This is a genomic window from Rhizobium sp. Leaf453 (genome assembly GCF_001425605.1).
Classification (GTDB): domain Bacteria; phylum Pseudomonadota; class Alphaproteobacteria; order Rhizobiales; family Rhizobiaceae; genus Pararhizobium.
Map to the genome: position 1 here is coordinate 324336 of NZ_LMRG01000026.1, position 12945 is coordinate 337280.

The 12945-nt window shown below is 61.4% G+C and carries 12 protein-coding genes; 3 read left to right on the forward strand and 9 right to left on the reverse strand.

Annotated elements, in window-relative coordinates:
• Window positions 1-46: 46 nt before the first annotated feature.
• Window positions 47-811: an SDR family oxidoreductase gene (locus ASG68_RS23000; RefSeq protein ID WP_062585476.1), complete on the reverse strand. Its 765-nt coding sequence runs from the start codon at window positions 809-811 to the stop codon at window positions 47-49.
• A gap of 139 nt (window positions 812-950) precedes the next feature.
• On the opposite strand from ASG68_RS23000, the gene ASG68_RS23005 reads away from it, so the two are divergent.
• Window positions 951-1862 carry a LysR family transcriptional regulator gene (locus ASG68_RS23005; protein ID WP_062585474.1) on the forward strand — a complete coding sequence of 304 codons (912 nt, stop codon included), beginning with the start codon at window positions 951-953 and terminating at the stop codon, window positions 1860-1862.
• Between the two features lie 6 nt (window positions 1863-1868).
• On the opposite strand, the gene ASG68_RS23010 is transcribed toward ASG68_RS23005, so the two are convergent.
• The 7 genes from ASG68_RS23010 to tpiA form a co-directional block, all read right to left on the reverse strand.
• Entirely contained in the window at window positions 1869-2441 is a 573-nt protein-coding gene (locus tag ASG68_RS23010) for a transglycosylase SLT domain-containing protein (protein WP_062585472.1), read from the reverse strand.
• 90 nt (window positions 2442-2531) lie between these two features.
• Window positions 2532-4247: a glycoside hydrolase family 32 protein gene (locus ASG68_RS23015; protein ID WP_062585469.1), complete on the reverse strand. Its 1716-nt coding sequence runs from the start codon at window positions 4245-4247 to the stop codon at window positions 2532-2534.
• Between the two features lie 1048 nt (window positions 4248-5295).
• Window positions 5296-6234, reverse strand: a complete 939-nt coding sequence (locus ASG68_RS23020; protein WP_062585467.1) for a zinc-dependent alcohol dehydrogenase family protein — start codon at window positions 6232-6234, stop codon at window positions 5296-5298.
• Between the two features lie 30 nt (window positions 6235-6264).
• Window positions 6265-6765 carry a GNAT family N-acetyltransferase gene (locus ASG68_RS23025; RefSeq protein WP_062585465.1) on the reverse strand — a complete coding sequence of 167 codons (501 nt, stop codon included), beginning with the start codon at window positions 6763-6765 and terminating at the stop codon, window positions 6265-6267.
• Between the two features lie 27 nt (window positions 6766-6792).
• A complete protein-coding gene (locus tag ASG68_RS23030) occupies window positions 6793-8430 on the reverse strand; it encodes a CTP synthase (protein ID WP_062585845.1) in 1638 nt (545 codons plus the stop codon).
• 144 nt (window positions 8431-8574) lie between these two features.
• Entirely contained in the window at window positions 8575-9066 is a 492-nt protein-coding gene (secG, locus tag ASG68_RS23035; protein ID WP_062585463.1) for a preprotein translocase subunit SecG, read from the reverse strand.
• A 206-nt stretch (window positions 9067-9272) separates the two neighbouring features.
• A complete protein-coding gene (gene tpiA / locus ASG68_RS23040) occupies window positions 9273-10043 on the reverse strand; it encodes a triose-phosphate isomerase (protein WP_062585461.1) in 771 nt (256 codons plus the stop codon).
• Between the two features lie 167 nt (window positions 10044-10210).
• On the opposite strand from tpiA, the gene ASG68_RS23045 reads away from it, so the two are divergent.
• Together ASG68_RS23045 and ASG68_RS23050 are read left to right on the forward strand one after the other, a co-directional pair.
• Window positions 10211-10780 carry a cytochrome b gene (locus tag ASG68_RS23045; protein WP_156373657.1) on the forward strand — a complete coding sequence of 190 codons (570 nt, stop codon included), beginning with the start codon at window positions 10211-10213 and terminating at the stop codon, window positions 10778-10780.
• A 62-nt stretch (window positions 10781-10842) separates the two neighbouring features.
• Window positions 10843-11424 (forward strand): YceI family protein, encoded by a 582-nt coding sequence (locus ASG68_RS23050; RefSeq protein WP_062585457.1) that lies wholly within the window; start codon window positions 10843-10845, stop codon window positions 11422-11424.
• A gap of 60 nt (window positions 11425-11484) precedes the next feature.
• Here ASG68_RS23050 and ASG68_RS23055 read toward each other — a convergent pair whose 3' ends face one another.
• Window positions 11485-12936 (reverse strand): aspartate aminotransferase family protein, encoded by a 1452-nt coding sequence (locus tag ASG68_RS23055; protein ID WP_200943225.1) that lies wholly within the window; start codon window positions 12934-12936, stop codon window positions 11485-11487.
• Window positions 12937-12945 lie beyond the last annotated feature (9 nt).

Sequence of the window (12945 nt, forward strand, 5' to 3'; positions counted from 1 at the left end):
AACTCCTTGGAAATGATGTGTGAAGACTTTGGGTTCGGTTCAAAAATCAGGTGCGGGTGATCGTCGCGCCACCATCGACGAGCGAGGCGGTACCGGTCACAAAAGCCGAATCGTCGGACGCGAGGTAAAGCACCGATTTGGCAAGCTCTTCCGGGGTCGCGACGCGCTTGAGGGCGTGGAGGTTGGTGATGAAGGACTGGGATTCAGGCGTGTCATTCATCTCCCGATACATGGCCGTGTCAACAGCGCCGGGCAGGATCGAATTGACGCGAACACCCTGCGGGCCGAATTCAGCGGCGAGCGCCTGCGTCAGGCCGATCAGACCGGCCTTTGAGGCGGCATAGGCTGCAACGCCGGGGAAAGCGAAGCTGTAACCGACGAAGGTCGATGTGAAGATCACCGAGCCACCACCATGCTTGACCATTTCGGCGATCTGATGCTTGGCGCCCAGGAACGAACCGGTCAGGTTGATGGCGATGGCGTCGTTCCAGCCCTGTTCGGAAACGCCGGTCGTAGGCCCGGCTTCGCCGAGTGTGCCGGCATTGTTGAAGGCGACATCGAGACGGCCGTAGGTTTCGACAGCGAGCGTAACCAGCGCCTTGGCGTACTCCTCCGAGCGGACATCACCGGCGAGCGCAACGGCTTCGCCGCCTGCGGCCTTGATCTCCGCAACGAGGTCATCCAGTTCATTCTGGCGACGCGCACCGACGACGAGCCTTGCGCCTTCCGCGGCGAACAGTTTTGCGGTGGCGCGGCCAATGCCGGCGCTGGCGCCGGTGACGATTGCAACTTTGTTGGACAGGCGTTCCATGATCTTTTCCTCTTTGGCAGAGCGGTTGAGGTGCCGTTCTGACGCCTCTTCATGCCGTTTGCTTGAGGCGAATATGGCTTTCTTTTATCGTTCGGATTAGTCTGCAAATCATGGAACTCGTATCCGGAAAATCCGAACGATGATCAAGCTCGACGGCATTACAAGTTTTGTCGCAATCGCCGAAAGCGGCTCGATCAGCGAGGCCGCCCGCCGGCTGCGGCTGTCCAAATCCGTCGTCAGCGAGCGGCTCGCCGAGCTTGAGCGCAGCCTGGGCGCCGGGCTCCTTCATCGAACGACACGCAAGCTCACCTTGACCGAGGATGGCACGGCATTTTTGGAGCGGGCGAGCCGAATCGTGCAGGAGATCGAGGAAGCTGCCGCAGATATGGCAGAGCGGCGCGGAACCATTTCCGGCCCCTTGCGCATCTCTGCGCCGGTCACATTCGGGCGGATGCATCTGGGACCGGCGCTTTACCCGTTTCTGGCCGAGTACCCGAACCTGCAGCTGACGCTCGATCTCGACGACCGCAGGGTCGATGCGGCGGCGGATGGTTACGACGCCGTGGTTCGCAACGGGGCGATCGCCGATTCGCGGCTGATGGCATGGCGCCTTGCCCCCAGCCGCCGCGTTCTCGTCGCGTCCCCCGCCTATCTACGGGACCGCGGCAGACCATCCTCGATCGAGGATCTCGAGCAGCACAAGGGCATTTTCTACACCAATCGTGGCGTTGCCGACTGGCGCTTTCCGACATCGGCGGGAACCGTGCTTGTCCGGGGGAAGATGGGATTTGGCGTCAACAATGGCGACATGCTGCGGGATGCCGCAGTTTCCGGCCTCGGTATTGCACTAGTGCCGATGTTCGTGGTCGGAGAGGCGATTGCGTCAGGGCAGTTGGAGACAATCGACATTGGTGTACAGCCGGAGCTCGAATATATCCACATCGTCCATCCCGAAGGACGACGGCCTTCAGTCAAGCTGCGCGCGCTGGCGGACCACCTGCGCAGCGCCTTCGGTGCGCCACCCTATTGGGATCCGACTTTTCCGGCCTAAGCGACCTCAATCGCAGGAGCGCAGCTGCTTGGCATAATTGTTGGCGATATTGGTGGCCCGGCGGGCGGCGCCCTGTAGTTTTGTATTGCCGCGATAGGCGCCCTTGCGATAACCGCCGTCGCCGAGATAGTAGGCGAGGTAGAGGTTGTAGGCGTCCGTTTTCGCGATACCCAGCTTCTTTGCATTGCGGCTGTGATACCAGGCAATAAAGTGAACGGCGTCAGAGAATTTGGTCCTCCGTGCCAGCATGTGCCCGGTCGAACGCTTGTATTCCGACCACGTACCGTTCAGCGCCTGCGAGAAGCCGTAGGCCGTGGACTGCCGCTTCCAGGGAATGAAACCAAGCAGCTTGGTGCGCGGCGGCCGGGCATTGGGGCGAAAGCCGGATTCGGTGTAGATCGTCGCCATGAGGATCGGCACGGGGACACCGTATTCGCGCGCTGCGTGATTGGCGGCACGCTGCCAGTTGTTGAACAGGCCGTCGCGCTGCTCGAAAATCGCGCAGGCGTTCTGGATCTGTCTGGGGGCAGTCGCACAGCCGGTCAGCAGCAGAAGGGCGACGATAAACGCAATACGCATCGCTCAAATCTCTCACTTTCAGAGAGATTACTAACCGGTAAACGTTAAAAAGACGTTTTGAGGCAAATTCGACTGATCACCTCCACTCACCTACAGCTTCAGCGCATGAACGATGGCGGAGCGCACATTGCCGCTCGCTGCCTCCAGCCGGGCCGCATGCACCGGCTCGAACCCTTCGAGGCGCTTTGTTCCGGACCAGCGGCCATTGTCGGCAAAAACCTCGATCGAGCCGGCATCGAGGAAGATGCGCAGCGATGACGGCCGAGCGCCTCGGGCAAGGTATCGCGGGATGTTTTCGGCATCCGGACGATCGTAGAGGATCGACAGGCCCGCCCCATCCACCCGCACGCCGAGTTCCGTTCCGGGGTGATCGAGATAGAGGGTGAACGGCGCCCCGGGGGTCTTCAATTCGAGCACGATTTCGGCCGCTCCGGTATCGAGCAGAACGGTCTCGCCGCTCAGCAGCAAGGTTTCATCGAGCACGCGGGAGCGCAGGGTTTCGACAGCCGGCACGGGGGGTGTGAGGACCCGGTCGCCCTCCAGCAGAATCTGGCGCGGCAGGGTCATGGCGGTCGGAAAATCGATGGCGTGGGAAACGTCGGCCCAATTGGCAAGCCAGCCGATGCCGACGGGCGTTTCGCCATCGACAAAGGCCTGGAAGGCGTAATTGTCGGTGCCGAAATCCAGTTCCTGCTCGAAATCGGCAAGGAACCGCACACCATCGAAATGGCCGACCGCGACCAGCGTCAGGTTCTTGCGGCCGGTATCGGCATGCGTGCTGTTGACCAGCCCGTAGCTCAGCGCCCAGCGGGTCTTCGGATCGTCTGCTGGCCCATTGAGCGGCAGCAGGAATGGACATTCGATCACGGCGGTGCCGAACCGTTCCTCCAGCAGCAGAGTGCCGACGAAACGCCAGCCGCTCGCCGCCGTCGGATCGTCTGTCTCGTAGAGCAGGATGACGCCGCCCTGCGTGCTCAGGCTGCCGAGCACCATTTTCCACAACCCATCCGGTCCCTTGACGACGTACGGGTCACGGAAATCCTGCGTCAGGCCGAGGCCGGACGGGCGGTTGGCGAGGATCACCTGTGCTTCGCTGGCAGTGATGATGTTGTGCGAGGTGGCGGTCAGCTGGATCTGGATTTCCGGCTCGCGCTCGATCACCTGCTCGGTAAAGAACACACGGATGCCGCCATCGTTTTCGATCGGAATGGCCGATCCGGAAAAGGCCCCGCCCCGCTTGTCCGGCCGCGCGGTGAGATCCTCCGAGGGAAACAGGAAGATCGGCATGTGATGCCAGTGGATGTAATCGTCGGACACAGCATGGCCCCAATGCATGGTGTTCCAGCGCAGACCATGGGAATAATGCTGGTAGAACAGGTGCGGCCGGCCGTGGAACCGGCCGAAGCCGTTAGGATCGTTCATCCAGCCGAAGGGCGGACGGAAATGATAGCCGTGCGGAACGGGCGCCGGTGCATTGGCGGTGCTGGTGTGCATCACGGTGATGCCCTTGTCGACCACCTCAGCCGCATTGAAGAAGTAGGCGACAGAAACGGCGGTGGTCGCCGTGTCATAGACGCAGGCCAGATCGCCGCCGCTCGTTGCGATGAAAGTTCGAAAAACATATTCCTCGGCATTGCCGACCTCGACCTCACCGATCTTGTCGCCGCCGAGCAGGAAAGCCATCCGCCCCGGCGCCTCCGGGGTCACCGCCTTCAGCCAGATATGCAGGGTGGCACTGACGGGCACCTCGGCCCTCAAAGCGCGAAGCGTGTCATCGTTCGCTGCTGGTGGATTGCTGTGGAACATCGTGACATCCTTTCGCCTCTGCGACGGCGTTCCATTCCGACCTAGTGCTGATGCGGCCGATGTAAAGGTTTCCTTGCCTGTGGCCAGACACGGCAAATCCGCCCCGCGCGGTGACCGCCGTGGTTTCGACACCTCAGATCATCCGGACGGGGCACTGGAAATCGCCTCTAACGAATGAAAATTGACTGACGCCTTCCAGCGCCCCGTTTGGCGTTCTCTCGGGAGCTTTCCTCCCTACAGACCCCGACTTTAGACCCTCTGCCTCGGGATGATTGCGTTTCGCATGTCTCCGGGACCGGCATTCAGCAACACAGCCCGGTACGTCACGCATCTTCTCCCGACATGTGTGCCACACAGGCACGCCCACCCCATAAGGACGGAGGGGGTCCATGTTCCGGGGGCTCTCCTTCCGTTCCGCCTGACGTTCGGGATCCCCCGAGGCTTTCCGTGGAGCGCCAGCCCTGCCTCGCCGCAAACGTCTTGCGGTGTATCCGGGGCAGGACGGCATGATCATGGCACGGGAATTGAGGGCGGGGATGAACGGGGATGAATTTTTATCATTGGAGGGATTTTTGACTTGGCCTTCGGCCCCCCTCATCCGGCGCTTTGCGCCACCTTCTCCCCGCCGGGGAGAAGAGGAATGGTTGGCGTTGAAGCTTAAAATGGGAAAGCCCATGCTGGGTTCAAATGACCCTTGGTCGAATCTACCTGAATTTTAGCACCTACGGAAGTTTCGGTTTTGCTCCCAAGATTCCACCCATTCCGTCATCCTCGCCCTTGAGGCGAGGATCCAGAGGCGCGACACGCAGATAAACGTTTCAATCACTGGTGCGGTCTTGTCAGGAGTTCGAGGGGCAACCTCGAATCACGATACATCGCACTGGATATTAACCCCGCCTCATCGTGGTTCGCAGGACCGGATACGACCCGACGTCCCGTCGGGTCCCTGGATCCTCGCCTCAAGGGCGAGGATGACGGAGAGTTGTGTGGCACGACGCGCAATCCGGGGCACGTTTTAAACAGTCACCCCGCGCCATCATCAAGTTTCCTAAAACGAGAGCATGGATTTCGGCGCTCCGGGGAGCGAGGCGTGTCGCAAAGCCTCTTTCCAATGTGCGATTGGGAACACCTGCACGGGTGGCAGGGACGCTTCGCTCAATTTGGGCCAAAGGCGTTGAAACTGTTCCCGCCATGCCGACGCGGACATCGTCGCGAGGGTGTCGCGCAGATGGAAGCGGTGGTAGCTGACAGCGGTGTTGAACCATGCGATGCCCTGCCCCGACAGCAATCCGTAGCCGACGAAGACCGAGCCGGGCCGCATACCCTCCAGCACCGCCGAGCCGACCGGCCCGCCGAGCGAATCGAAGACGAGGTCCGCATCATCGGCGGCCCGTCGCACCGCGACGGGATTGTCCATCGGCACCGGCTCGATCCCCGCTGACAGGAGGCGCGTGATGCGGCTTGCCGACCGGTAGATGCCGCGCACCTCGACTGCGCCCTGTTGCCTTGCCCATGATCCCAGAAGCTCCGCACACATCGAACCCGCGCCGCTGAGAAGCACACGCTTTCCCGAGACCGGCCATCGATCGAGCATGGTCAGGGCCGCCAGCGGGTTGATATAGGCTCTGGCGGCAATGTGGTCTTCGACATCATCAGGCACGGGTATGGCGAGGTCGGGGTCACAGTCCACATAGGCCTGCCAGGTTCCGGCACCGCGAAGCGGCAGGACACGGCGGCCGACAAGAACGGCATGCGATTCGGGAGCACTGATCACGCGCCCTACGCCTTCATAACCGACGACGGCCGGAAGCTGGATGCGATGGGCATAGGCGCCGGTGATCGGGATCAGGTCGGAAGGATTGACCGGGACCAGTGACATCGCCACCCGCATCTTTCCGGCGGCGGGCGGCTCCAATCGCGATATCTCCAACGAGATCCGATCGATCGGCTGTCCAAAGGCGTGATAGCGAAATGACGAATTCTGCATTGCCGGTGTTTTACCTTCGGCGCCGGTCGATCAGAGCTTCAACCGGTAGAACATGTTGTCGACAGCCATTCGAGGGAAGGTCTGGGGAAGGTCGGCCGGGGCAACCTCGACAAAGCCATTCTTCTCGTAGAAGCGGCGCGCCGCATGGAACATGTCGATGGTTCCGAGATAGATGTCCGACATGCGCGCCGCACGGGCCGCCTGAACAAGCGTGGCGAGCAACCGTGCCGCGACGGCATGGTCGCGACCGCGGAACGCCGCGGCGACGAACATCTTGCGCAGGGCCGCCTGTCCACCGCCGATATCCTTCATCGCAATCGTGCCGACGATATCGGCGCCATGACGGGCAACCCAGAATTCGCCGGCGCCTGTCTGGTAGAAGTTCGGAATATCGAAAAGATCGGGCTGTTTTTCGGCCGATGTGGCGACGCCGAATTCGAGCGTCTGGATCGACACGATCAGGGCGACGATACCGGTCTCGTCGCCCGGGCGGTATCGGGAGATGGTGATGTCCGAAGGCTTTTCAGTCATCGCTTCATCTCCCTACTATATGATGGATCAAACCAGCCGGCTCTGCTCCACGGCCGCTTCGATGAAACTGGCGAACAACGGGTGCGGGTCGAGCGGGCGGGACTTCAGTTCCGGGTGGTACTGGACGCCGATGAACCAGGGGTGATCAGGATATTCGACGGTTTCCGGCAGGACGCCGTCCGGCGACATGCCGGAGAAATCGAGGCCGCAGGCTTCAAGGCGTTCCTTGTAATCGACATTGACTTCGTAGCGATGACGGTGGCGCTCGGAAATGTCGGTCGAGCCGTAGATATCGGCGATGCGGGTGCCCTTCTTGAGGCTCGCCTTGTAGGCGCCGAGACGCATCGTGCCACCGAGATCGCCCGACGCCGCACGCTTTTCGAGTGCGTTACCCTTCACCCATTCGGTCATCAGGCCGACCACGGGTTCAGCGGTCGGGCCAAATTCGGTGGACGAGGCCTTTTCGATGCCGGCGAGATTGCGGGCGGCTTCCACGACCGCCATCTGCATGCCGAAGCAGATGCCGAAATAGGGCACCTTGCGCTCGCGGGCGAAACGGACCGCCTGAATCTTACCTTCCGAACCGCGTTCGCCAAAGCCGCCGGGAACGAGGATGCCGTGGACTTTTTCAAGATAGGGCGACGGGTCTTCCTTTTCGAAGATCTCCGATTCGATCCATTCCAGCTTGACCTTGATCCGGTTGGCGATGCCGCCGTGGTACAGCGCCTCGATCAGCGACTTATAGGCGTCCTTGAGGCCGGTATACTTGCCGACGATGGCGATGGTCACCTCGCCTTCCGGCGTGCGGATGCGGTTTGCGACATCTTCCCAGTTTTCGATCCGGGGCTTCGGCGCCGGCTCGATGCCGAAGGCGGCCAGAACCTCGTTGTCGAGGCCTTCCTTGTGATAGGCGATCGGCACGTCGTAGATCGACGCGACATCCAGTGCCTGGATGACGGCCGACGGGCGGACGTTGCAGAACAGCGACAGCTTGCGACGCTCGGCTTCCGGGATTTCGCGATCGGCGCGCACCAGCAGGATGTCGGGATGGATGCCGAGCGCCTGCAGTTCCTTGACGGAATGCTGCGTTGGCTTGGTCTTCAGCTCGCCAGCGGCCGGGATATAGGGCATCAAAGTCAGGTGAACGAAGACGGACGTGCCGCGCGGCAGGTCGTTCTTCAACTGACGGATCGCTTCCATGAAGGGCATCGCCTCGATATCGCCGACGGTGCCGCCGATTTCGCAGATGACGAAGTCGTAGTCGTCATTGCCTTCGGTGACGAAGTTCTTGATCTCGTTGGTGACGTGCGGAATGACCTGGACGGTGGCGCCGAGGTAATCGCCGCGGCGTTCCTTGTCGATGATATTTTTGTAGATGCGGCCTGTGGTGATGTTGTCGGTCTTGGTCGCCGAGCGGCCGGTAAAGCGCTCATAGTGACCGAGGTCGAGGTCCGTTTCCGCGCCGTCGTCGGTGACGAACACCTCGCCGTGCTGCGTCGGGCTCATCGTGCCGGGATCGACGTTCAGATAGGGGTCAAGTTTGCGAAGCCGCACCCGGTATCCCCGGGCCTGCAGCAACGCTCCGAGAGCGGCTGCGGCAATCCCTTTTCCAAGGGAAGAAACCACGCCGCCAGTGATGAATACATATCGCGCCATGGGCTTCACCGGATACCGTTTCAAAAATGATTCCGCCACCGAAAAATTCATCTTCCAGAATTTTTCCGTTCAAAAGTCTTGGCAGTCGGAATTCGAACAAAAGAAAACCGGCGGAAGACTGGCTTCCGCCGGCGATGTTATCTCGATCAGGCCTTACTGGCCGCTCGGAACGTCCGAGCTGGAGGTCGCAGGCTTGGTCTCTGTAGCCGGCGTCTGCGTGGCAGGTGTTTCGGTCGTGGTCGTGGCCGGCGTTTGGGTTGCCGGAGTCTGCGCGGCCGGGGTCTGTGTGTCGGTGCCGGACTGTGTCGGTGTCTGGGCAGGCGTTTCGCCGGCCGGCGGTGTGGTGGCGCCACCGAGGTCGTTCAGGACGCCGTTGCCGTTGTTGGTCGTGCCGGGGATGCGGTCGAGAACGTCGGTCGCATTCGGCTGGTAGCGGGACAGGATGCCCATGCCGAGCGCCAGAACGAAGAACAGCGTGGCAAGGATCGCCGTCGTGCGGGTCAGCGCATTGGCGGTGCCGCGCGCGGACATGAAGCCCGAACCGCCGCCGATTCCGAGACCACCGCCTTCGGAACGCTGGATGAGCACGACGCCGATCAGCGCCAGTACGACCATGAGATAGATGACAAGCAATACGGTCTGCATTTTGTCCAGTCCTGCCTTGGATGCCGCCCTGCCCGGCCTTCCTGTCGGAAAGAGCGGAGCGTCATCGAATAATCGTCCGGGCGGGAGACGCAAGCCACATTGCAACGCAAGTTTCAGCGTCCGCTCCACGCGGCAAAGATGAGTGTTGGCGGGTGCATATACCATGCCACCGCCCATTAAAAGCCCCTACCCGTCTCTGAAGGGCGTTAAGCCGTCAATTCTTCATATGCCCGGTAGATGGCGAGGAAGTCGTCGGCTTTCAAGCTCGCGCCGCCGATCAGCGCGCCATCGACATTGGCGACGCCCATCAATTCCTTCGCGTTGCCCGGCTTGACCGAACCGCCGTAGAGAATGCGCATCTTGCCGCCTTCGGCACCGAAGCGGGCGACGAGTTCGGCGCGCTGGAAGGCATGCGCCTCCTCGACATCGGCCGCCGTCGGCGTCAGGCCGGTGCCGATCGCCCAGACAGGTTCATAGGCTATAACCGTGTTTTCGGCGTTGGCCGTATCCGGGATCGAGCCGGCCAACTGGCGCTTCAGGACATCGAGCGTCTGGCCGGCCTTGCGCTCGTCACCGGTCTCGCCGAGGCAGATGATGGCGACCAGATCGGCGGCATAGGCGGCTTCGGCCTTCGCCCGGACCAGCGCATCGCTTTCGGCATGGTCGGTGCGGCGCTCGGAATGGCCGACGATCACATGGGTGCCGAAGCAATCGGCAATCATCTCGGCGGATACATCACCGGTATGGGCGCCGGACGCCTTCTGGTGGCAATCCTGCGCGCCGATCAGGAGCGGGCTGTCGTCGCAGAGCGCGGTCGCGACGTAAAGCAGGGTCGCCGGCGGGCAGATCAGCGTCTCGACCTTTTCGGACAGGCCGCCCTTGACGCCTTCCGCCATCGCCTTGATCTGGTCGAGCGACGCGCGCAGACCGTTCATTTTCCAGTTTCCGGCAACAAGCGGCTTCACGTCGGGGGTCATGCTATCTCCTCACGGGCGTTATCCTTTTCCCGGCAAAGGCCCTAGCAAATCCGTCGGGCAAAGAAAAGCGGCAGGTGCAGCCGCGATCTCGAAAGCGTGCGGGACTAAAAGCGCAATCGGGTGCGTCTGAGTTATAGTGGTCCGCGGAGACCGCCAACAGGAGGACGATGATGCTGCTGAACGGACACGAAACCTTCGGGTGGGGCACAATCATCCTCCATTGGATGATTGCTTTGCTGATCCTCGGGCTCATCGTCCTCGGCTTTATCATGGTGCGGCCGGATATCGATCCGGAGCTGCAATTCTCGCTCTACCAGTGGCACAAATCCTTTGGGATGACTGTGCTGGCGCTCTCGGTCATCCGGGTCATCTGGTGGCTCACGAACCGGCACCCGGCGTCGGTCAAAGGGCTCTCCCCGCTGGAAGCGCGCAGTGCGTCCGCAGTCCACCTCCTGTTGCTGGCGATGACGATCGCGGTTCCGCTGGCGGGCTGGGCGGTGGCGTCCACATCGACGTTGGGTATTCCGACGCTGGTCTTCAACCGCGTGCTCGTCCCGCACCTGCCGCTCCGCCCCTCGGCAGAAGCCGAAGCTTTCTGGACGACGACGCATGCTCTTCTCGCCTATGGCATGGGCGGTCTTGTGGTGCTGCATATGGTGGCCGCATTTCACCACGAGTTCATTCGCCGCGACGGGGTGTTGTCGAGGATGATTCGCGGTAGCCTCGGAAAACGGTAGGAATATTCCGGAAGCGGGCGACGTCTGACAGGTAGCAGTTTCAAGCCCCCCGGAGGCCCAGCATGCCCGCTTACACAGCAGCCGCCCTCACGTTTACCACCCTGACGCTCGCCTCCGGGTTTGCGCAAGCAAAAGCCCCCTCACTCGACGATGCCGCCGGTCGGTACGACATTGATGGTTCGTCAAAAATCAGCTTTTCCGTCGACCAGGTCGGCGGCGGTGGCATTTCCGGATCGTTCGGAAAATTTTCCGGTACCTTCCAACTTGACGGCAGGGATATCCGCCGCTCGGTGGTCGAGTTTTCGCTTTTTCCCGAGTCCGTCCAGACCGGCGAGGAACGGATCGAGAAATTCCTGCGCTCCAGCGCGATCTTCGACACCAAGACCTATCCGAAGATTGTTTTTCGCTCGACGAAAATCACGCAGACAAGCGACGACACGGCCGAGATCGAAGGCAACCTGACCGCCAAGGGCATGACCAAGACGGAGCATTTCACCGCGACGCTGACGAAATGGAACCGCCGCGTCATCAGCTTCCACATCCAGGGCGGCGTCTATCGCACCCGCTACAACATGTCGACGGGAACGCCGATCTATTCGAACATCGTTCAGTTCGACATGGTTGTGAACGGGCAGAAACATTGAAATGGGAAGGGCGCGACATCGCTGCCGCGCCCTTTCATCGAAATATATCGCTGACGAGGATCAGCCGAACTGGGTGCCGACGAAATCCTTGACGATGCGGACGATGCCCCGGCCGAGCAGGTCGTCGAGGGCGTCGCAGAGGTGATCGACATGCTGGCGCTCGCAGATCAGCGGCGGCAGCAGGCGGATGACATTGCGATTGTATTCGGTGAAGGCGACCAGCGTATCGTAGTCGCGCAGCAGGAGGGCACCGATGAAGCCCGAGAGCGAACCCTTCAGCTTGTCGTCCAGCACCGCCACCACCGGGCGCAACACCAGCGGCAGGGTCTGGCTGAAGTCCTGGAATTCGAGGCCGATCATCAGGCCCTGGCCGCGCACGTCCTTGATGATCTTCGGATACTTGTCCTTCAGCGCCGTCAGGCGTTCCAGCAGGTATTCGCCCTGCACGGCGGAATTCTCGATCAGGTCCTCGTCGTAGAGGACGTTGAGCGTCTCGATTGCCGTGATGCAGGCCTCGCCGATACCGCCGAATGTGGCATGGGCGTGGATCATCGCCGTCTTCGGCGTGCCGTAGGCCTTCATGTAGATCTCGCGGCGGGCGATCATCGCGGCCATGGCCGTCTTGCCGCCACCGAGCGACTTGGCAACCGCCGTGATATCCGGCACGACATTGGCATATTCGAAGGCGAAGAAGCGGCCGGAGCGACCGACGCCGCACTGAACTTCATCGGCCACCCAGATGACGCCGTGCTTGTTGCAAAGCGCGCGCACGTCCTGCCAGAACTCCGGCGGGGCGATGTTGATGCCGCCGCCGCCCTGGATTGTTTCCAGGACGAGAACGCCGATGCTTGGGTCGCTTTCGAAGGCGCGGCGGATCGCGTCGATATCGCCGAACGGCACCTTCACATTGTTTTCGAGCAGCTTGAACTCGCCGCGATAGAGCGGCCCGTCGGTGATCGACAGAACGCCGCGCGTCTTTCCGTGGAACGAGTTCTCGGCATAGACGATGCGCGGACGCTTCGGGCCGGCAACGCGCTCGGCGAGCTTGATCGCAGCTTCCATTGCCTCGGAGCCGGAAGAGCCGAGGAAGACCATGTCGAGGTCGCCCGGGGCGATCTCGGCAAGATTCTTGGCGAGAGCAGCCGCATATTGCGACATGAAGGCGATGGCGATCTCGTGGCGATTCTCGTCCTGGAACTGCTTGCGGGCAGAAATCAGGCGCTGGTGATTGTGGCCAAGCGCCAGCGAACCGAAACCGCCGAAGAAGTCGAGGATCTTGCGGCCGTTCTGGTCGATGTAATACATGCCCTCGGCAGTCTCGACCTTGATCTTGTTGAAGCCGAGCAGCTTCATGAAGTGAAGCTGGCCTGGATTCAGATGATCCTTGAACAGCGTCGTCATGTCGGCGACACTCATGTCCTTGGCCTGTTCGACCGTCAGGAGGTTCGGCTTCTTGATACCGCCATCAAGGGCGGGCGCGTCGACGGCGACGCGTTGCGGCTTATCGAGCATTGTCGTTGT